The organism is Stenotrophomonas sp. YJH_SMC_53, from assembly GCF_059369995.1.
The window spans coordinates 92,684-111,162 of the sequence record NZ_JCAFTF010000010.1; the positions used below are offsets into that span (position 1 = coordinate 92,684).

16 protein-coding genes are annotated in these 18,479 nt (G+C 67.6%); 10 read left to right on the forward strand and 6 right to left on the reverse strand.

Features of this window, described 5'->3' with window-relative positions; all coding sequences use genetic code 11:
- Window positions 1-9: 9 nt before the first annotated feature.
- The gene (locus AC5P7X_RS16030; protein ID WP_053496711.1) at window positions 10-1,002 is read right to left on the reverse strand and encodes a patatin-like phospholipase family protein; all 993 of its coding nucleotides are present in this window, start codon (window positions 1,000-1,002) and stop codon (window positions 10-12) included.
- A gap of 152 nt (window positions 1,003-1,154) precedes the next feature.
- The gene (locus AC5P7X_RS16035) at window positions 1,155-2,162 is read right to left on the reverse strand and encodes a TIGR00266 family protein (RefSeq protein WP_070488842.1); all 1,008 of its coding nucleotides are present in this window, start codon (window positions 2,160-2,162) and stop codon (window positions 1,155-1,157) included.
- Between the two features lie 159 nt (window positions 2,163-2,321).
- Between AC5P7X_RS16035 and AC5P7X_RS16040 the strand changes: the two genes are divergently transcribed.
- Complete coding sequence (locus AC5P7X_RS16040; protein ID WP_053496709.1) at window positions 2,322-4,592, forward strand: TonB-dependent receptor; 2,271 nt, start codon at window positions 2,322-2,324, stop codon at window positions 4,590-4,592.
- A gap of 131 nt (window positions 4,593-4,723) precedes the next feature.
- Here AC5P7X_RS16040 and AC5P7X_RS16045 read toward each other — a convergent pair whose 3' ends face one another.
- Window positions 4,724-5,563, reverse strand: coding sequence for an acid phosphatase (locus tag AC5P7X_RS16045; RefSeq protein ID WP_005421113.1), 840 nt, complete (start codon window positions 5,561-5,563; stop codon window positions 4,724-4,726).
- 261 nt (window positions 5,564-5,824) lie between these two features.
- Here AC5P7X_RS16045 and AC5P7X_RS16050 point away from each other — a divergent pair, with 261 nt between their 5' ends.
- Together AC5P7X_RS16050 and AC5P7X_RS16055 are read left to right on the forward strand one after the other, a co-directional pair.
- Window positions 5,825-6,703: a hypothetical protein gene (locus tag AC5P7X_RS16050; protein WP_053496708.1), complete on the forward strand. Its 879-nt coding sequence runs from the start codon at window positions 5,825-5,827 to the stop codon at window positions 6,701-6,703.
- Between the two features lie 11 nt (window positions 6,704-6,714).
- Window positions 6,715-7,917 carry a DUF4785 domain-containing protein gene (locus AC5P7X_RS16055; protein ID WP_495215140.1) on the forward strand — a complete coding sequence of 401 codons (1,203 nt, stop codon included), beginning with the start codon at window positions 6,715-6,717 and terminating at the stop codon, window positions 7,915-7,917.
- Window positions 7,918-8,045: 128 nt separating this feature from the next.
- Here the strand turns inward: AC5P7X_RS16055 and AC5P7X_RS16060 are convergent, their stop codons facing one another.
- A complete protein-coding gene (locus AC5P7X_RS16060) occupies window positions 8,046-8,867 on the reverse strand; it encodes an ABC transporter ATP-binding protein (protein WP_053496707.1) in 822 nt (273 codons plus the stop codon).
- A 151-nt stretch (window positions 8,868-9,018) separates the two neighbouring features.
- Here AC5P7X_RS16060 and AC5P7X_RS16065 point away from each other — a divergent pair, with 151 nt between their 5' ends.
- The 4 genes from AC5P7X_RS16065 to AC5P7X_RS16080 all read left to right on the forward strand — a co-directional run bounded on the left by AC5P7X_RS16065 (window position 9,019) and on the right by AC5P7X_RS16080 (window position 13,092).
- Complete coding sequence (locus tag AC5P7X_RS16065) at window positions 9,019-10,221, forward strand: DesA family fatty acid desaturase (RefSeq protein ID WP_206619812.1); 1,203 nt, start codon at window positions 9,019-9,021, stop codon at window positions 10,219-10,221.
- A complete protein-coding gene (locus tag AC5P7X_RS16070) occupies window positions 10,218-10,550 on the forward strand; it encodes an EF-hand domain-containing protein (protein WP_053496705.1) in 333 nt (110 codons plus the stop codon). Before AC5P7X_RS16065 ends, AC5P7X_RS16070 begins: the two co-directional genes overlap by 4 nt.
- Before the next feature lie 19 nt (window positions 10,551-10,569).
- Window positions 10,570-11,382 (forward strand): bifunctional DNA-formamidopyrimidine glycosylase/DNA-(apurinic or apyrimidinic site) lyase, encoded by an 813-nt coding sequence (gene mutM, locus AC5P7X_RS16075; RefSeq protein WP_346608207.1) that lies wholly within the window; start codon window positions 10,570-10,572, stop codon window positions 11,380-11,382.
- A gap of 105 nt (window positions 11,383-11,487) precedes the next feature.
- Window positions 11,488-13,092 (forward strand): OpgD/OpgG family glucan biosynthesis protein, encoded by a 1,605-nt coding sequence (locus AC5P7X_RS16080; protein WP_069138171.1) that lies wholly within the window; start codon window positions 11,488-11,490, stop codon window positions 13,090-13,092.
- Window positions 13,093-13,692: 600 nt separating this feature from the next.
- Here the strand turns inward: AC5P7X_RS16080 and AC5P7X_RS16085 are convergent.
- The gene (locus tag AC5P7X_RS16085; protein WP_005421101.1) at window positions 13,693-14,313 is read right to left on the reverse strand and encodes a thymidine kinase; all 621 of its coding nucleotides are present in this window, start codon (window positions 14,311-14,313) and stop codon (window positions 13,693-13,695) included.
- A 124-nt stretch (window positions 14,314-14,437) separates the two neighbouring features.
- Entirely contained in the window at window positions 14,438-15,109 is a 672-nt protein-coding gene (locus tag AC5P7X_RS16090; RefSeq protein ID WP_495215142.1) for an SEL1-like repeat protein, read from the reverse strand.
- Between the two features lie 99 nt (window positions 15,110-15,208).
- Here AC5P7X_RS16090 and AC5P7X_RS16095 point away from each other — a divergent pair, with 99 nt between their 5' ends.
- From AC5P7X_RS16095 to AC5P7X_RS16105, 3 genes are all read left to right on the forward strand, one after another.
- Window positions 15,209-17,185: a UvrD-helicase domain-containing protein gene (locus AC5P7X_RS16095; RefSeq protein ID WP_053498020.1), complete on the forward strand. Its 1,977-nt coding sequence runs from the start codon at window positions 15,209-15,211 to the stop codon at window positions 17,183-17,185.
- A 200-nt stretch (window positions 17,186-17,385) separates the two neighbouring features.
- Window positions 17,386-17,925 carry a GNAT family N-acetyltransferase gene (locus AC5P7X_RS16100; RefSeq protein WP_053498019.1) on the forward strand — a complete coding sequence of 180 codons (540 nt, stop codon included), beginning with the start codon at window positions 17,386-17,388 and terminating at the stop codon, window positions 17,923-17,925.
- Between the two features lie 160 nt (window positions 17,926-18,085).
- Window positions 18,086-18,403, forward strand: coding sequence for a hypothetical protein (locus AC5P7X_RS16105; RefSeq protein ID WP_138953373.1), 318 nt, complete (start codon window positions 18,086-18,088; stop codon window positions 18,401-18,403).
- The last annotated feature ends 76 nt before the right edge of the window (window positions 18,404-18,479 follow it).

An 18,479-nucleotide genomic window follows, 5' to 3' on the forward strand; every position in this document is an offset into this window, starting at 1 on the left:
TTCAATGGATCAGCACTTGTCCTTGCGGCCCATCAGCTTGCCCAGGCGCGAGGCTTCCTCGCACTTCGGCGCGGCCACCGGTGCCGGTGCGGCTGCTGCGGCGCGCGCGCGCTGCAGCTGCTGGATCCTGGCGCGGATCTGCGGCATCGCTGCCATCGCAGCCTTTTCGCCTTCCAGGATCGCGGTGCCACGCTGGCTGAAATCGGCGGCACCGATGTCCAGTACCTTCGGGCGGATGACGATGTCGGCGCGCGCCAGTTCCTGCTCGCCCAGGCGCTGGCCCATGATCGAGATGGACTGGTTGACGATGCCCAGCATGTCGGTCGGCGCCTTGCCGCTGGCCTTGCTGGAGATGTCCACGGCGATCACGAAGTCGGCGCCGAGCTGGCGTGCGGCATCCACCGGCACCGGGCTGACCACGCCACCATCGATGTAGTTGCGGCCGCCGATCTTCACCGGCTCGAACACACCGGGAATGCTGCTCGACGCGCGCACTGCCTGGCCGACGTTGCCGCGCACGAAGATTGCGCGCTCGCCGGTTTCGAGCTGGGTGGCGACAGCGGCGAACGGCTTCTTCAGGCGCTCGGCGGGACGGTTGGCGACCTGCTCGTTGACGTAGTCCTGCAGCTTCTGGCCCTGCACCAGGCCACCGGAGAACAGGCGCACATCGCGGATGCTGGCTTCGTCCAGCGCGACGGCCTTGCTCTGCATCTGGAAGGCATCCATGCCGCTGGCATACAGGGCGCCGACCACGCTGCCGGCGCTGGTGCCGGCGACCACGGCCGGCTCGAAGCCGTTGGCCTCCAGCATCTTGATCACGCCGATATGGGCAAAGCCTTTGGCCGCGCCGCCGCCCAGGGCGATGCCGATCTTCACCGGCTTGGCCTGCGGGACCACGGTCGGCGCAGGCGGTGGCGTGGGGCGGACCGGATCGCCACCGCAGCCGGCCAGCAGGCCGATCAGGGCGACGGACAGCAGCATGCGGGGGCGGAACAGGCTCATCGGCAGTGCGCGCGCGGCGCCGGATTCAGGAAAGGGCGCCAGCATACCGAAGCCGCGGCGGGGCGGGCAGGGTGGGAAATATCGCCCATTCATAAAGGTAGTGCCAAGGTCCATGAGGTTGCCGGCCAGCGGCCGGCACTACCGCGCGTGGGTCAGAACCGGTTGTCACCGTCCAGCATCCGGCCCAGCCCGCCCAGCACCGAGCCTTCGCCGCGGCTCTGGCCGCCGCCCTGCGGTGCGGCCATCCACATGCGGCCGGCCAGGCGTGAGAACGGCAGTGACTGCAGCCAGACCTTGCCGGGGCCGGTCAACGTGGCCAGGAACACCCCTTCGCCGCCGAACAGCATGCTCTTGATGCCGGCCACCCGACGCACGTCCATGTCCACCGTCGGGTGGTAGGCCACCACGCAGCCGGTATCCACGTCCAGGCGTTCGCCGGCGGCCAGCTCGCGCTCCACCACGCAGCCGCCGGCGTGGATGAACACCCAGCCGTCGCCCTCCAGTTTCTGCATGATGAAACCCTCGCCCCCGAACAGGCCGGTCATGATCTTGCGCTGGAACTGCACGCCGATCTGCACGCCGCGCGCGCCGGCCAGGAAACTGTCCTTCTGGCAGATCAGGCGGCCGCCGTGCTGGTCCAGTTTCATCGCCAGCACCGTCCCAGGGTAGGGCGCAGCGAAGGCGACCTTGCCCTTGCCATGGCCGCTCTGGGTGTAGACGGTGGCGAACAGGCTTTCGCCGGTCAGTACGCGCTTGCCGGCAGCCATCACCTTGCCCATGAAGCCGCCGCCCTGGTCGCCATTGGCGGCGCCGAACACGGTATCCATCTGCACCGTGGCGTCCTTGAACATCAGCGCGCCGGCCTCGGCAATGGCGCTCTCGCCGGGATCAAGCTCGATTTCCACGAACTGCATTTCATGGCCGACGATGCGGAATTCGATGTCGTCGGCGCGGCCGCTGGCGGCGGCGGGGACCGGGGGTGGGGTGTGGGGGGCCGCGGATTGCAGTTCGGGCACTTCGGCAATCGAGGTCCATCCGCTCATGCCCTGGCACCAGGCCAGCGCGCGCGGGTTGGCCTGCGCGTAACGGCGCGCGGCCGGGTCATCGAGCGGTCCGATTCGGTCGGCCTGGGCCGAGGCATGGAAGTACCACTGGGTCATTGCGGCGGCTCCGCGGCGCTGGAAAACCCCGAGTCTAGCGAGCGCCCCGGGGGCAGGGCGACGGGGCCATGAACGGCCGGCATTTGCGGGGCAGGTGCTGTATTGCAACAATTATCTGGTAGCGCCGTTTTACCACCCCTCCAAACACAGCCTACCGCCATGTCCCCGACCCGCACTTCCCGTGGCCGCCTTCCGGTCGCGCGCCCTCTCGTTGCCGCTCTTTCCGCCCTGCTGCCGCTGGTAGCAGCCGCCCAGGAAACCCCTGCCGCCAAGGATCCGGTTGCCCTCGACACCCTGCAGGTAACCGCGCAGCGCCGTGTCGAGAACGCCAAGGACGTACCGGTCGCAGTCAGCGCGATCCAGGGCGAGAAGCTGGATGTGCTCGGTTCGGCCGGCGATGACATCCGCTTCCTGGCCGCACGCGTGCCCAGCCTCAACATCGAGTCGTCCTACGGTCGTGCCTTCCCGCGCTTCTACATCCGCGGCCTGGGCAACACCGATTTCGATCTCAATGCCTCGCAGCCGGTGTCGCTGGTATACGACGACGTCGTGCAGGAAAGCCCGCTGCTGAAGGGCTTCCCGCTGTTCGACCTGGCCAACGTGGAAGTGCTGCGTGGCCCGCAGGGCACCCTGTTCGGCCGCAACACGCCGGCCGGCGTGGTCAAGTTCGATTCGGCCCGCCCGTCGCAGGATGCCGACGGCTATATCCGCGTCGGCTACGGCAGCTACAACAGCTGGAACGTGCAGGGCGCCTACGGCGGCCCGCTGACCGACCGCTGGTCGGCGCGCGTCTCGGCGATCTACCAGCGTCGTGACGACTGGGTCGACAACACCCGTGTGGGCGCGCCCAACAGCGGCTTCGAAGGGTATGACGAAGCGGCAGGCCGCGTGCAGTTCCTGTACGAAGGCGATGACTTCGAAGCGCTGTTCAACCTGCACAAGCGCAAGCTCAACGGCACCGCCCGCCTGTTCCGCGCCAACATCATCCAGAAGGGTGGCAATTCGCTGGTCGAGAACTTCGACCGCGACAAGGTGGCCAACGACGGCGTCAACTTCTCCGACCTGGAGACCTGGGGTGGCAGCGCGCGCCTGCAGTGGAACCTCGGCTCGGTGACCCTGCACTCGATCACCGGCTACGAGACCGCCGAATCGCTCAACCGCGGTGACATCGACGGTGGCTACGGTGCGGCCTTCCTCGGTGCCGGCAACTACGGCCCGGGCCTGATTCCGTTCTCCTCGGAGTCGGCTGATGGCCTGCCGCACCATCGCCAGTGGACGCAGGAATTCCGCGTCGAGTCCAACGAGTGGGGCCGCTTCGACTGGCAGGCCGGCGTCTTCTACTTCGATGAAGACGTGACCATCAACAACTTCAACTACGACTCGCTGGCCCCGGGCAATCCGCAGACCGGCCACGTGGTGCAGAACCAGCGCAACAAGGCCTGGGCAGTGTTCGCCTCGGGTGACTTCGACGTCACCGACCGCTTCAAGCTGCGTGCCGGCGTGCGCTACACCCAGGACAAGAAGGACTTCAGCGCCAGCGTGCTGCAGGCGGTTCCGTTCGGCACCCCGGTCAGTGGCCCGTACCTGGCCAACACCGACGTCAACGACGTCAGCTGGGACCTGAGCGGCGTCTACAAGCTCACCGACGACATCAACGCCTACGCCCGCGTGGCCAAGGGCTTCCGCGCGCCGTCGATCCAGGGCCGCCTGGCCTTTGCGCCGGGTCTGTCGCAGGCCGATTCGGAGAAGGTCATCTCGTACGAGGCCGGCATCAAGGCCGACCTGTTCGAGCGCCGCGCGCGCCTGGGCCTGAGCGTGTTCCGCTACGACGTCGATGGCCAGCAGCTGATCGCCGTGGGCGGCTCCAACAACACCGCCACCCTGCTCAACGCCGACAAGACCATCGGCCAGGGCGTCGAGCTGGACCTGGAGGCCTACCTGGCCGACAACGTCCTGCTGACCTTTGGCAGCAGCTACAACGACACCGAGATCAAGGACAAGAACCTGGCGGTGGCGATCTGCGGCGGCGGCTGCACCATCACCGACCCGACCACGGTGATCAACGGCCAGACCTACGCGCTGGTGAACGGCAACCCGCTGCCGCAGGCGCCGAAGTGGATCCACAACGCGACCCTGCGCGTGGGCTTCCCGCTCAGCGATGGCAGCGAGCTGTACGCCTACACCGACTGGGCCTACCGCAGCGCGGTGAACTTCTTCATCTACGAGTCGCCGGAGTTCCGCGGCCGTAGTTCGCTGGAAGGCGGCCTGCGCCTGGGCTACAACTGGGAGTATGGCCAGTACGACGTGGCGGTGTTCGGCCGCAACCTGACCAACCAGACCCGCGTGGTCGGTGCGATCGACTTCAACAACCTGACCGGCTTCCTCAACGAGCCGCGCACCTGGGGCGTGGAGTTCACCGCGAAGTTCTGATGCGGTCGCTGCGGTAGTGCAATGAAGAAGGGCCGGCGCAATGCCGGCCCTTCTGTTTCCTGCTTTCTGTAGAGTCGAGCCATGCTCGACTGCCATGAGCCGAGCATGGCTCGGCTCTACAGAGGCATGGCTTACAGCGCGCTCTGCGGGCGCACCTTCAGTACCGCGTTCTCGGTGGTGCAGTCGCGGCTGGAGTGCAGGCCGGCCTTGCGCGCGGCAGCGATCTCCTTGCGTGCGGCCAGCAGGTCCTTGTTGAACGCGGCGTTGTCGTGCAGGCGGGCCACGGCGGCGGCACCCATGAAGCGGCCTTCGAGGATGTCGCTCTGCCAGTGCACGTTGCACACCAGGCGGCTCTCGCCGTAGTTGCGGCCGCGGGCCTGGATGGCATCGGCGCGGTCCGGCACGATCTCCGACAGGATCAGTGCCCAGGCCCAGCCGATCGAGGTGTGGCCGGATGGATAGGAACCATTCTTGCGCAGGCCATCCTCGTCCTTCGGCGAGCAGGTCGGCTCACCGTTGACCATGAACGGGCGCGGGCGCTGGTAGTGGTTCTTGGCTGCCTTGGTAGCGGCGCTGGCGTCGATCCGGCTGCGCTCCAGCAGTCGATACAGCGCCGGAGTCTTCACCGCATCGACGTCGATGTCGGCGGCGCAGGAGAAGTGGTTTGCACCTTCGGGGAAGCCGAGTTCCGCATCGATGCCGGCCTGGGCGAAGCGCGGGCTGCCACGCAGCGCGCGGGCTTCACGGCTGACCTGTTCGTCCAGGGCGAGGGCGGCCGAACCGGCCACCGGCGGTGCCGGCACCAGATCGAGGCTGGCCGGAACAGCGCTCTTGTCCAGATAGCCCACGGCCTTGGTGGTGATGTTGGCTTCGACGGCGGTCGGTTTGGTGGCCGTGGCAGCACAGCCGGCCAGGGCCACGGCAACGGCGAGGCCGAGCAGCGGGCGGGCGGGGTGGGAAATCAGCGACATGGACGGGCTCCGGAGGAAAAACACCGCATCATGATCGCAGCCCGTATGCGGCACCGCAGTGGCCATCGGTCATACGGCCAGACCCGGCATGGTCATCACAGGAGATGAAGAACGTCATCGAAGCGTGCCAGTCTGCTGAATCCGGGCGCAGCGCACGGACTTTCACGCGGCCGCACCGTGAGCATCGGCACATCGGCAGTCACCAGGGGCCGTCCAGTTCCAGCCGGGTCGGGGGGATCCGAAGACAGAGGGAGAGAAGCGATGCGCAGCACCGCAACAGGAAGTACCGTCCTGGCCCTGCTTCTGGGGCTGGCAGCAGCACCGGCGCAGGCCGCCGACGTGGTCGGCGTGGCCTTCGTGCATGGCACCGGCGCGCAGACCAATGCCACCCAGGACTACTGGCAGCCGGCGATCATCGACACCGTGCGCCAGGGCCTGCCGAACAGCAGCAACTATGTGGTCATCAACTGTGACTTCACCCAGTACATGTGGAAACCGGAGGCCGCCGGCTGCCTGGCCAACCAGCTGACCCGTTTCATCGACAGCCGTGGCATCACCCAGCTGGTGGTGATCACCCATTCCAACGGCGGCAACGTGATGCGCTGGATCCTGTCCAATCCGACGTACGACAGCCGCTATCCGAAGATCATCCGCACGGTGCGCAAGGTCAACGCACTGGCACCGTCTTCGGCGGGCACGCCACTGGCCGATGCGGTGCTCAACGGCAATACCTTCGAAACGTCACTGGGCTGGCTGCTGGGCTACAAGAACGACGCGGTACGCCAGCAGCAGGTGGCCAGCATGGCCACCTACAACGCGCAGAACCTGTACGGCACGGCCGGTCGCCCGGCGTTGCCCAGGCCGTTCCGCGCGGTGGTCGGCAGTGACGTGGAATCGGCGGTGTGGGACAGCAACAGCTACTGCGGTGGCTATGCCGCCAACGTTGGCCTGGAGTTCACCCAGAACTGGTTGTCGTCCTGCTCCGATGGCTTCCTGGAGTGCAGCAGCCAGAAGGCGGCCGGCACCACCTGGTTCACCGACAAAGCGCGCACCCAGGGCGCAGAACCGCTCAGCCACAACCAGAGCCGGCGCGAGTGCTTCGGCCTCGGCACCCTGCTGCGCAACGACCTGACCCAGTGAGGGAGATGACCATGACGACCCATTCCACCCTGCTGGCCAGTGCGGTGCTGGCAGTACTGTCCCTTTCCGCCGCGCAGGCCGCGCACCCTCTGCAGGCGGCCCGCGCGGGCGATCAGGTGCCTGCCGCATTGGTGGCCGCGCCGCTGCCTGCCGATGAAAGCGAACACGCGCCGTTGTCGTTTGCCTGGGCGCTGGACCCGGCACAGCCGCTGCAGGCGGCCACGCCATATGCCTCGGTCAGCCGCAGTTACTGGCAGCAGGTCGATGGCACGCAGCTGCAGCGCGGCCTGGACCTGCCGCTGACGGCGCCCGATGCGGTGATCCAGCTGAGTCCGGCCGCAGGAGCCCGCGCGCTGCCGGCCAACACCCTGCAGGTGCGCGACCCGGCTGGCCGCAGCAGCGTGGCCCGCAGTGTCGATGCGCGCGCGCTGCAGGATGCCGGCATGCCGGTGAGTGATGGCAGCAGCATGCTGCGCACCGGCGCGACCAGTGCCGCCGGTGCGTACACCCTGCAGAGCACGCAGGCGCAGGGCCGCTATGTGGTGCAGGTGCTGGAGCCCAACAGCCCGCTGCGGTTGGAAGTGCAGGCCAACCAGGCGCAGGTGCTGGCCGGTGGCAACGTGCAGCTGCAGGCACGCCTGCTGGAAGACGGTGCCACCACCGCGCAGCTGGCATCGCGTCGTGGCGGCCTGGGGGGGGAAGCCCTGCTGGTCGCACCGGATGGCCGCAGCTGGCCGCAGCGCCTGCTGCGCACCACCGATGGCAGCCTGCGCGCGCAGGTGCGGATCCCGACCGACATCGGCACCGTGCAGGGGCTGTGGGAGCTGCAGGTGTTCGCCCAGGCCGATGGCGTGCTGCGCGATGGCAAGGTGGCCTTCGCGGTGGCACGGCCGACCGCGCGTTTCAGTGGCCAGGCAGCACCGGACCCTTCCAGCCGCCAGGTGGCGCTGCCGCTGCAGGTGGCTGCGGCAGGCCGCTACGAGGCACGTGGCACGCTGTATGCCACGGCCCGCGATGGCCGGATGAAGCCGGTCGCGCAGGCACATGCAGCCGCGTGGTTCGATGGCCCAGGCGCTGGCCAGCTGGTGCTGCCGTTCGGCGAGGCTGCGTTGCCGGCCGGCTTCGGTGCGCCGTATGAGCTGCGCGACCTGCAGCTGCAGGACCAGAGCCGGATGGCACCGATCGAGTCGCGCGCGCTGGCGTTGCGGTTCTGAGGTTGCGTGCAGCGGGCCGGGGTCCGGCCCGCTGCACCTTCTTGTGTAGAGCCGAGCCCATGCTCGGCTGCCGTTTGCCGTGATCAGGAGCAGCCGAGCGTGGGCTCGGCTCTACAAAGGCATGCCGACTACCCCGCGTATGCGGTCAGCCGGCCTTCCTGCTCGCAGACGGTGATCGCGCCGCCGAACACCGCCGACAGCGGTTCGTTGCGCAGCAGCTCGGCGCGGGTGCCGTCGGCCAGCACGCGGCCATCGCGCAGCAGCACCACCCGCTCGATCTCGGGAATGATCTCTTCGATGTGGTGGGTCACCAGCACCAGGGTGATGCCCTGCTGCGCCAGCACCCGCATGGTCGCCACCAGCTGCTCGCGGGCGACCAGGTCCAGCCCGGTGGAGGGTTCGTCCAGCAGCAGTGCCTGCGGCCGGTTGACCAGCGCGCGGGCGATCAGCACGCGGCGGGTCTCGCCAGCGGACAACTCGGCGTAGGCGCGGTCGCGCAGGGACAGGGCGCCGGTCATCGCCAGTGTCTCGCCCACACGTGCGCGCATATCGGCGGTCACTTCGCGGAAGGCCGGCACGACGTAGCTGGCGAAGAAGCCGGACAGCACTGCCTGTTCCACGGTCAGGCCCGGCATGTCGGCCAGATTGCTGCTGAGATCGCCGGTGACGATGCCTAGCTGCGATCGCAGCCGGTCCACCTGCCAGCGGTTCTGCCCCAGCACCCTTACCGCCACGGAGCCGTCGACCTGCGCCAGCGGGTACAGCTCGCGGGTGATCAGCTTGATGAAGGTCGACTTGCCGCAGCCGTTGGGGCCGAGCAGGGCGGTGTGCTGGCCCTGCGCGATGCGCAGGCTGAGCCCGTGCAGCACCTTCACCTGACCGCGCACCACGGTGGCGCGGTCCAGTTCGATCAAGGGGGGCAGCTCCGCAACGGGCGGGGCGGCAGTCATGGTGCTGGCGCGTGGATCAAGGCTCGACAACTCAGGTCCCCAACTGTGAACGGTGCCACGGATGACGGTGGCAATCACCGCCGCAGGGATGCAGTTTGCAACGCAAGCGCCCATCATGTCTGCCATCCCCGCGTCGATACGGAGAGCTGTCATGCCCGATGCCCTGATGTCCCTGCTGACCGGTGGTGTGCTCGGCCTCGGCGGGTGGGCCATGTTGGGCGTGCTGCTGGTCTTCACCCAGATCACCATCTTCTCGGTGACCCTGTACCTGCACCGCAGCCAGGCCCATCGCGGGGTCGATTTCCACCCGGCGCTGGCCCACGTGTTCCGTTTCTGGCTGTGGCTGACCACGTCGATGATCACCCGCGAGTGGGTGGCCATCCATCGCAAGCACCACGCCAAGGTGGAGACCGAGGACGATCCGCACAGCCCGGTCACCCGCGGCATCGGCAAGGTGTTCTGGCATGGCGTGGAGCTGTACCGCGAAGCGCGCGGCATGCGCGCGGACATCGAGCAGTACGGGCGCGGCACGCCGGACGACGCGATCGAGCGCCACCTGTATACCCCGCACGCCACGCTGGGGCCGGTATTGCTGCTGGCGATCAACGGCGTGCTGTTCGGCCTGCCCGGTGTGGCGCTGTGGGCGATCCAGATGGCATGGATCCCATTCTGGGCGGCGGGCGTGGTCAATGGCCTGGGCCACTGGTGGGGGTACCGCAACTACGAGTCGGCCGATACCTCCACCAATCTCACGCCGTGGGGGTTCTGGATCGGTGGCGAGGAGCTGCACAACAACCACCATGCCTTCCCCAGTTCGGCGCGCTTCGCGATGCGGCGCTGGGAGTTCGACATCGGCTGGAGTGCGATCCGCCTGCTGCAGGCGCTGCGACTGGCCAGGGTGCTGCGGGTGGCGCCGGCCATGGACGTGCGCCCGAACATCGCCGTGCCCGATGCCGAAACCCTGAAGGCGCTGCTGTCGCATCGCTTCCAGGCAATGACCGATTACCAGCGCAACGTGTTCATGCCGGCCCTGCGCGAGGAGGCCGCGCAGGCCGGGGCCAAGCTGCGCCGCCTGCTGCCACGCCGGTTGCGCCGTGGCCTGGTCAACGATGGCCGCTGGCTGAAGCCGGACAGCCGCGCCCAGCTCAGCGCATGGGTGGCGCAGCGGCCGCGCATCCGCACCCTGGTCGAGTACCGCGGGCGATTGGCTGCGCTGCTGGAAGCCCGTGGCCACGACGCCGCTGAGCGCCTGCATCAGCTGCAGGCGTGGTGCCGCGAGGCCGAGGAAAGCGGCATCGCGGCGTTGCAGGCCTACGCCGCACGGCTGAAGGGCTACAGCCTGGTGGGCGCGTGAGGGCAGGGTACGGGCTTCTGCTGGCGGCGCTGCTGCCGGGTGCGGCGCTGGCCCAGGTCACCGACACCGCCAGCTATCTGCAGCGGATGGACAGCGATGGCGACGGCAGGGTCAGCGAGGCCGAGTACGTACAGTGGATGCTGTATGCCTTCGATCGCATGGACCGCAACGGTGATGGCGTGCTGAGCGCCGACGAGCTGCCCGGCGGCAAGGGCAGGGCAATCAGCCGCGAGCAGCAGCGGCAGGTGATCGTGCAGCGCTTCCACAAGCAGGATGCCAACGGTGATGGCTTCCTGGATGCCCGCGAGCTGTCCGCGCCGCCGCGTTGAGCGGGCGTAGAATCGCCCCATGCCTGAACTGCCCGAAGTCGAAACCACCCGCCGCGGCCTGGCGCCGCACCTGCAGGGCCGCCGCGTGCATGGCGTGATCCTGCGCCGTGCCGACCTGCGCTGGCCGATTCCACCGGAAGTGGCCGAGCTGCTGCCGGGTCAGCGCATCGAGGACATCCGCCGGCGAGCCAAGTACCTGCTGCTGGATACCGCCATCGGCAGCGCCGTGCTGCACCTGGGCATGTCCGGCAGCCTGCGCGTGCTGCCCGGTGATACCCCGCTGCGGGCGCATGACCACGTCGACATCAGCCTGGACAATGGCCGCCTGCTGCGCTTCAACGACCCGCGTCGCTTCGGCAGCCTGCTCTGGCAGCCGGCTGGCGAGATCCACCCGCTGCTGCAGGGGCTGGGCCCGGAGCCACTGGACGAGGCGTTCGACGGCGACTACCTGTTCGCCCGCAGCCGGGGCCGCAGCGCGCCGGTGAAGACCTTCCTGATGGACCAGGCGGTGGTGGTGGGCGTGGGCAACATCTACGCCGCCGAGAGCCTGTTCAAGGCCGGCATCAGTCCGTTGCGCGAGGCAGGAAAGATCTCGCGAGCACGCTACCAGCGGCTGGCCGACGCGGTGAAGGAGATCCTGGGCTACGCCATCACCCGCGGCGGCACCACCCTGCGCGATTTCATCAGCCCCGACGGTGCGCCGGGCTACTTCGAGCAGGAGCTGCTGGTGTACGGCCGCGACGGGCTGCCGTGCCCGAACTGCGGGCGCGCGCTGAAGCACGCCACCATCGGCCAGCGCACCAGCGTCTGGTGCAGCCACTGCCAGCGCTGAGCCGGCGACCAGCGGCAGCTGAACGGGCAGGGCGCGTCTCCGCTGCCCGTTAACGTTTGTCTGCCTATGATGGCCGACCTTCCTCCCTGTGCCTGACGCGCCTGCATGCAACGACGCGACTTCATCCGCAATGCCTCCCTCGCCCTGGCTGCATTCGGCCTGCCGTCCCTGCCCGCGTGCGCGGCCAGCAGGAGCGGCCAGATGGGCCTGCGCCGCCTCGGCCAACCGCAGCCGTTCGACTTCGCCACCCTGAAGGGCCAGGCGCGCGCGCTTGCACAGGCACCCTACAAGAGCCACAAGCGGGTGCTGCCGGGCCGCCTGGAAGGCCTGGACTGGGACCAGTACCAGTCGATCGGCTACCGCCAGGACCATGCGCTGTGGGCCGACCAGCCCGGCAAGTTCCAGGCCAAGTTCTTCCACCTGGGCCTGTACTTCCATTCGCCGGTGCGCATGTTCGACGTGGTCGACGGCAAGGCGCAGGAACTGGCGTATGACGGCGCGGCGTTCAACTACGGCAAGAGCGGCATCAAGGATGGCGAGCTGCCGGCCGATCTGGGCTTCGCCGGGTTCCGCCTGAACACCCGCAAGGACACCGACCGCGACTTCGCCGCCTTCCTTGGCGCCAGCTACTTCCGCGCAGTCGGCAAGGAGGGCCAGTACGGGCAGTCCGCGCGTGGCCTGGCGATCGACACCGGCATGGGCAAGCCGGAGGAATTCCCGGATTTCATCGCCTACTACCTGGAACAGCCGTCGGCTGATTCGGACACGATCGTGGTCTACGGCCTGCTGGATTCGCCCAGCGTGGCCGGAGCCTATCGCTTCGCGATCACCAACGGTGACGTGCTGCTGATGGACATCGACAGCGCGCTGTACCCGCGCAAGGCGATCGAGCGGTTGGGCATCGCCCCGTGCACCAGCATGTACCAGGTGGGCGAGAACGACCGCCGGATGGGCTGGGACTGGCGCCCGGAGATCCACGATACCGATGGCCTGTCGCTGTGGACCGGTGCCGGCGAGTGGATCTGGCGGCCGCTGCTGAACCCGCGCAACCTGCGTTTCAACATGTTCGTGGACCGCAACCCGCGCGGCTTCGGCCTGCTGCAGCGCGACCGCAATTTCGACCATTACCAGGACGACGGCGTGTTCTACGAGAAGCGCCCGTGCCTGTGGGTGGAGCCGAAGGGCGAATGGGGCGAAGGCTCGGTGCAGCTGGTGGAGATTCCCACCGTGGACGAGACGTTCGACAACATCGTGGCGTTCTGGAACCCGAAGGAAAAGCCGCAGCCGGGCCAGGAGCTGCTGGTCGGCTACCGCTTGTACTGGGGCGCCGAACCGCCGGCGCGCCCGCCGCTGGCGCACTGCGTGGCCAGCCGCACCGGCCTGGGCGGTGTGGTCGGCAAGAAGCGTGAGTACTTCAGCTGGCGCTTCGCGGTGGACTTCGAAGGTGGCGAACTGGCCAGGCTGATCGACAAGGCCGAGGTCGAAGCGGTGGTGGAAGCCAGCCGTGGCCGGGTCGAGATCGTGTCGGCGCGCCCGCTGCGCGAGATCAACGGCTATCGCGCGATGTTCGACCTGGTGCCGCCGGAAGGCAGTACCGAGCAGATCGACATCCGCCTGTTCCTGCGCAGTGGTGGCAAGACCCTCACCGAGACCTGGCTGTACCAGTACACCCCGCCGCCGGCCGGTGCGCCGGAGCGCACGCTGTACTAAGAGGGGGTTGGGTTTGCAGGGCTTGCAGCCCTGCACCTGCAGAGGCCAGAGCCGAAGCAACGGCAGAAGCTGGTTTCCTGCGGGGAGGCGGGGTGGGCCCGGTTGAGGGGGACGCTGCAAGTACCCCTCCGGGGCCCGGCCCAGCCGCTGGCGGCTGTGCGTTCGGGCGCTTGCGAAGCAGTGCTTCGCAAGCAAAGCGCCCTCACCCATGTAAGCTCGGTCGCCGCATCCATGCGGCTCACGCCCCTCAACCGGACCCACCCCGCCTTCGACAGATTTGCGCGATCTGTTGGAATCGCTCTTGGGGGTCAGATCCGTTTTCCGAAGGAAAACGGATCTGACCCCGGAATTTCATTCGATATCTGACAGATGTGTCGACCAAGGTCGACACCCACCAACAGCTGCGGGATTGTGTCAGAGGTGGGGCGGTGTCGGAGTGCGGGGTGTCAGCCGCATGGATGCGGCTGCCAAGCTTACAGGGACGTACTTGCAGCGTCCCCGCACTCCGACACCGCCCCGCCATTCCACGGAATGCCCGCTGTTGCCGTTGTTTCGGCTTGAAGCAGGTGCAGGGCTGCAAGCCCTGCAAAAGAACACCCCTTACAGCGGCAGGGGCGCCTGCGCCGGATCGATCCGGCCTTCGCCGCGGGTGATCTTCTTGAACTCGGCACGGCTGACCGACACGTAGCGCTCGTTGCCACCGATCTCCACCTGCGGGCCGTCCTGCACGGCGTGGCCATGCTCGTCCACGCGCACGGTCATCGTCGCCTTCTTGCCGCTGTGGCAGATGGTCTTGATCTCCTGCATCTCGTCGGCCCAGGCCAGCAGGTACTGGCTGCCTTCGAACAGCTCGCCGCGGAAGTCGGTACGAAGGCCGTAGCACAGCACCGGAATGCGCAGCTGGTCGACCACCTCACTGAGCTGCCAGACCTGGGCGCGGGTCAGGAACTGCGCCTCGTCCACCAGCACGCAGCCCATCGGGCCGTTGGCTGCCAGATCCTGCTCCACCCAGCGCTGCAGGTCGGTATCGCGGTCGAAGGCCATGCCGTCAGCGCGCAGGCCGATCCGCGAGGCCACCACGCCGGCGCCGGCACGATCGTCCAGGCGTGGGGTCAGGATCGCCACCCGCATGCCGCGTTCGCGGTAGTTGTGCGCGCTCTGCAGCAGGGTGGTTGTCTTGCCGGCGTTCATCGCCGAGTAGTAGAAGTAGAGCTTGGCCATCGGCCAATTCTAGTCGCCACCCGGCCCGCCGTCGCGGATCGGCCGTGGCCGGGCGATCACGTGCCGGCTGTCGCGTACCCCGGTGCCAGCAGCGCCGAGGCAACGATGGCCTGGCAGGCGTGGCTCATCGCCCTGATCTGGCCAACTCCTCGTCCTGCCATTGCCGGTAGGCCACCGGGTCCCAGTAGCGCGCCAACTGGTGCTTTTCCGGTTGCAGCACACGGGCCCCCGCATCGCCACGGCCCTGGCTGCGCATGGCGCCGTTCCAGCCGGCGCGGCTGCCGGTCTGCTGCATGCTGCCGGCCCGCAGTTCACGTTGCAGCCGCGGCGTCGCGGCCGGGTCGCCGAACTCGGCATACAGCGCGCGGCCCTCGCGCACCGCGCGCTCGCGCTCGTCGGCGGACAGCGCCTCCCAGAAGCGTTCGCGCTGTACCACCAGCCACTCGGTGCCGCGCTCGGCCGCCAGGTCCATCCATGCATAGCCCAGGGCGCGGTCGGCCGGACCGCCTTGCCCGTTCCAGAGCATGTCGGCCAGCGCTGCCTGTGAGAGCTTGTCGCCGTAGCGCGCGGCATTGCGGAAGTCGTTGCGGGCTTCTTCGTGGCGGCCCCGCTCGCGGGCCTGCATGCCGAGCCCACGGAAGCGCAGGTCCGGATGGTAGACGAGGAACTCGTGCGACTGCAGCACGATGGTTTCATAGGCGTCGGCAGGCGGTGCCGGGCTGGACCCGGCCGCAGGCACGGCCAGCAGGCCCAGCAGGGTAGCCACCAGCGGGCGGGCGATGATGTTCAAGGACATGGACCACGCTCCTGTGTTCCGGAGTCGACTCAATACCTTAGGGCCAGGCGTCATGCAAGTCAGGTCGGCCCGCCGGCACCCCGCTACAATCCTGTCCCCATGCACGGTCTCAATCCCCCCCAAGCCGCCGCCGTCCTGCACATCGAAGGCCCCTTGCTGGTGCTCGCCGGCGCCGGCAGCGGCAAGACGCGGGTGATCGTGGAGAAGATCGCCCACCTGATCGGCAGTGGCCGCTATCCGGCGCGCCGCATCGCGGCGATCACCTTCACCAACAAATCGGCCAAGGAAATGCGCGAGCGCGTGGCCAAGCGCCTGCGCGAGCAGGACGCCGACGAGGTGACCATCTGCACCTTCCATGCGCTGGGCCTGAAGTTCCTGCAGATCGAACATGCCGCCGTGGGCCTGAAGCGCGGCTTCTCCATCTTCGATGCCGATGATGCCGCCGCGCAGATCAAGGACCTGATGCACGGCGCCAAGCCCGATGACATCGAGGACATGAAGAACCTGGTGTCGCGCGCGAAGAACGCCGGGCTGTCGCCCGAGCAGGCGATGGCCGCCGCACGCAGCAACCGCGAGAAGGAAGCGGCCAGCGTCTACGAGCGCTACCAGCTGCGGCTGACCGCGTTCAATGCAGTCGATTTCGATGACCTGATCCGCCTGCCGGTGCAGATCCTGGAAGAGAACCCCGAGATCGCCCTGGCCTGGCGCGAGCGCATCGGCTACCTGCTGGTGGACGAATGCCAGGACACCAACGACGCGCAATACCGCCTGCTCAAGCAGCTGGCTGGTGAGAAGGGCAATTTCACCTGCGTGGGCGACGATGACCAGTCGATCTACGCCTGGCGTGGCGCCAACCCGGAGAACCTGCAGCAGATGGGGCGTGACTACCCCACGCTGGAAATCATCAAGCTGGAGCAGAACTACCGCTGCTCCAACCGCGTGCTGCGCGCAGCCAATGCGCTGATCGCCAACAACCCGCACGAGCACCTGAAGAAGCTGTGGAGCGACCAGGCCGACGGTGAGCGCATCCGGGTGTGGGAATGCCGCAACAGCGAACACGAGGCGGAAAAGGTGGCCGCCGAGATCGCCTTCGTGGCGCAGTCGCGCAACGTGCCGTGGAGTGACTTCTGCATCCTGTTCCGCGGCAACTTCCAGTCGCGGCCGCTGGAAAAGGCGATGCAGCTGCTGCGCATCCCCTACCACCTGACCGGCGGCACGATGTTCCTGGAACGCCAGGAAGTGAAGGACACGCTGGCCTGGCTGCGGCTGCTGGTGAACCCGGACGATGACACCGCGTTCATGCGCGCGGTGCAGTCGCCCAAGCGCGACGTGGGTGCCGGTACGCTGGCCAGGCTGGCCGAGCTGGCGCAGGAAAAGGACATGCCGATGGCGCATGTGGCCGAGACCATCGGCGCCCTGCAGCAGTTGCCACCGCGCGCGGCCAACAGCCTGGCGCGCTTCACCGACATCCTGCGCGACCTGCGGGCGCAGATGCGCCAGGTGACGTCCGGCGACATGATCCGCAAGGTGGCCAAGGAATCGGGGTTGCTGAGCGAGCTGCGCCAGCAGGCCAAGGAAGAGGCCAGCTACCAGCGCCGGGCGAACAACATCGAGGAACTGGCGCAGTGGTTCGAGGGCGGCCCGCGCGGTGCCACCGCCGCCGACCTGGCCGGCCAGCTGGCGCTGCTCTCGCGCAGCGACAAGGACGAGGGCGGCAACCAGGTGCGCATGATGACCCTGCACGCTTCCAAGGGCCTGGAGTTCCCGTACGTGTTCATCGTCGGCTGCGAGGACGGCGTGTTGCCGCACCAGGTCAGCCTGGATGAGGGCAACCTGCAGGAAGAACGTCGCCTGCTGTACGTGGGCATCACCCGCGCCAAGATCCAGCTGTGGATGAGCTACAGCAAGCTCACGCGCAAGTTCGGCGAGCATGTGCGGCTGAAGCCGAGCCGGTTCTTCGATGAGATCCCGGCCGAGGAGATCCAGCGCGATGGCGCGGACCCGGTGGCGGATGCGGCGCGGAAGAAGGAACGGGCGAGCGCGGGGTTGGCGGCGATCGAGGCGTTGTTCGACTAAGGCGCTCCAACGGCGCCGCCCCTCCGTGGTGGAGCACGCGTTGGTTCGGTGGCTGGCCGGTCGGGGTGGGTTCGCGGGGGACGCCGTGAACCCGTCCCTGAAGTGACCGCCGGGCGTGTCCTTCCACGGCAATGCAAAGAAAATCAGATTCAACAGCTGGGGGTTGAGGCAGAATCGGGGTTTCGGCTGGAGGTCTGCGCGTGCATCCGATTGAAAGCGAACGCCTGCGTCTGCGTGCGATCGAGCCCGACCGCGATGCGGTGCCGATGTTGGCACTGTTGAACGATTCGGGCTTCGTGCGATTCATTGGTGACCGCAACGTACGCAGCGAGGAGCAGGCGCGGGAGTACATCGCGCTGCGGGTGCTGCACAGCTATGCGTTGAACGGGTTCGGCATGTATGCCATCGAGCGCTTGTCCGATGGCGCGTGGCTGGGCAATGCCGGGCTGGTGCGGCGTGATGGCCTGCCGGGGCCGGACATCGGCTATGCGGTGCTCTCGGAATTTGCCGGGCAGGGCTACGCCGGTGAGGCGGCGCGTGCGGTGTTCGCGCATGCACGCGGAGCGCTGGGCTTGCGGGATCTGTATGGCATTACCGATCTGGACAACGTGGTGTCCGGGAAGATCCTGCTGGGCCTGGGCATGCAGGAGCGCGGAGTGATCCAGTTGCCAGGAGTGGATTCACCCAGCCGGTTGTACGCGACACCGGGGGCGGTGGCGGTCTCAGCCCCGCGCTCATGACGCAATCTGCACGAATCGAATGAGAACTCTTGTATTTGGCGATAAACCGGCATGTCGTCCGGTTCACCGCCGATGCTTCCGGCTTTGATGAGGGTGACCGACGCGCCGCATTGGACAGCGCTGTGGTCATTACCCAAACCCGGAAACTCCAGGAGTTCTCATGAAGCCCATGACCTTGGCCGTGACGATGTTGTTGAGCATGGCGTCTGCATCCGCATCTGCATTCACGCTTCCCCAGATGGGCGCTCTTTCGCCACGTTCCAGTACACAGGCGTGTCAGAACGCATGGAATGCGTCGTCTGCCAGCCGCAGTTGCCATGTCAACCGCATTGAAGGGCGGCCCGGCACGCAGTGCTTCATCAATGTCAGCTGCGTGCGCAACAACGGCAGCAAACTGGTGAATCAGTACACGATGGAGGAATGGGGGGTACGCGCCCTGTCCAACTGCGACGGAATTCTCAGGGTCGGAGGGTGCTGATCCACGGATCGATCCTGCGCCGATCGGTGCGGGGTGACCGGCCAGGGGTCGGCACTACCTGATGCGGACGGGGTCG

Bases quoted from the DNA above. Each gene is read 5' to 3' on its own strand.
- AC5P7X_RS16045 (WP_005421113.1), bottom strand. From the start codon at position 5,563: ATGTCGCTGATTTCCCACCCCGCCCGCCCGCTGCTCGGCCTCGCCGTT.
- AC5P7X_RS16090 (WP_495215142.1), bottom strand. From the start codon at position 15,109: ATGTCCTTGAACATCATCGCCCGCCCGCTGGTGGCTACCCTGCTGGGC.
- AC5P7X_RS16105 (WP_138953373.1), top strand. From the start codon at position 18,086: ATGAAGCCCATGACCTTGGCCGTGACGATGTTGTTGAGCATGGCGTCT.
- AC5P7X_RS16085 (WP_005421101.1), bottom strand. From the start codon at position 14,313: ATGGCCAAGCTCTACTTCTACTACTCGGCGATGAACGCCGGCAAGACA.
- AC5P7X_RS16095 (WP_053498020.1), top strand. From the start codon at position 15,209: ATGCACGGTCTCAATCCCCCCCAAGCCGCCGCCGTCCTGCACATCGAA.
- mutM (WP_346608207.1), top strand. From the start codon at position 10,570: ATGCCTGAACTGCCCGAAGTCGAAACCACCCGCCGCGGCCTGGCGCCG.
- AC5P7X_RS16030 (WP_053496711.1), bottom strand. From the start codon at position 1,002: ATGAGCCTGTTCCGCCCCCGCATGCTGCTGTCCGTCGCCCTGATCGGC.
- AC5P7X_RS16080 (WP_069138171.1), top strand. From the start codon at position 11,488: ATGCAACGACGCGACTTCATCCGCAATGCCTCCCTCGCCCTGGCTGCA.
- AC5P7X_RS16065 (WP_206619812.1), top strand. From the start codon at position 9,019: ATGCCCGATGCCCTGATGTCCCTGCTGACCGGTGGTGTGCTCGGCCTC.
- AC5P7X_RS16060 (WP_053496707.1), bottom strand. From the start codon at position 8,867: ATGACTGCCGCCCCGCCCGTTGCGGAGCTGCCCCCCTTGATCGAACTG.
- AC5P7X_RS16035 (WP_070488842.1), bottom strand. From the start codon at position 2,162: ATGACCCAGTGGTACTTCCATGCCTCGGCCCAGGCCGACCGAATCGGA.
- AC5P7X_RS16050 (WP_053496708.1), top strand. From the start codon at position 5,825: ATGCGCAGCACCGCAACAGGAAGTACCGTCCTGGCCCTGCTTCTGGGG.
- AC5P7X_RS16040 (WP_053496709.1), top strand. From the start codon at position 2,322: ATGTCCCCGACCCGCACTTCCCGTGGCCGCCTTCCGGTCGCGCGCCCT.
- AC5P7X_RS16055 (WP_495215140.1), top strand. From the start codon at position 6,715: ATGACGACCCATTCCACCCTGCTGGCCAGTGCGGTGCTGGCAGTACTG.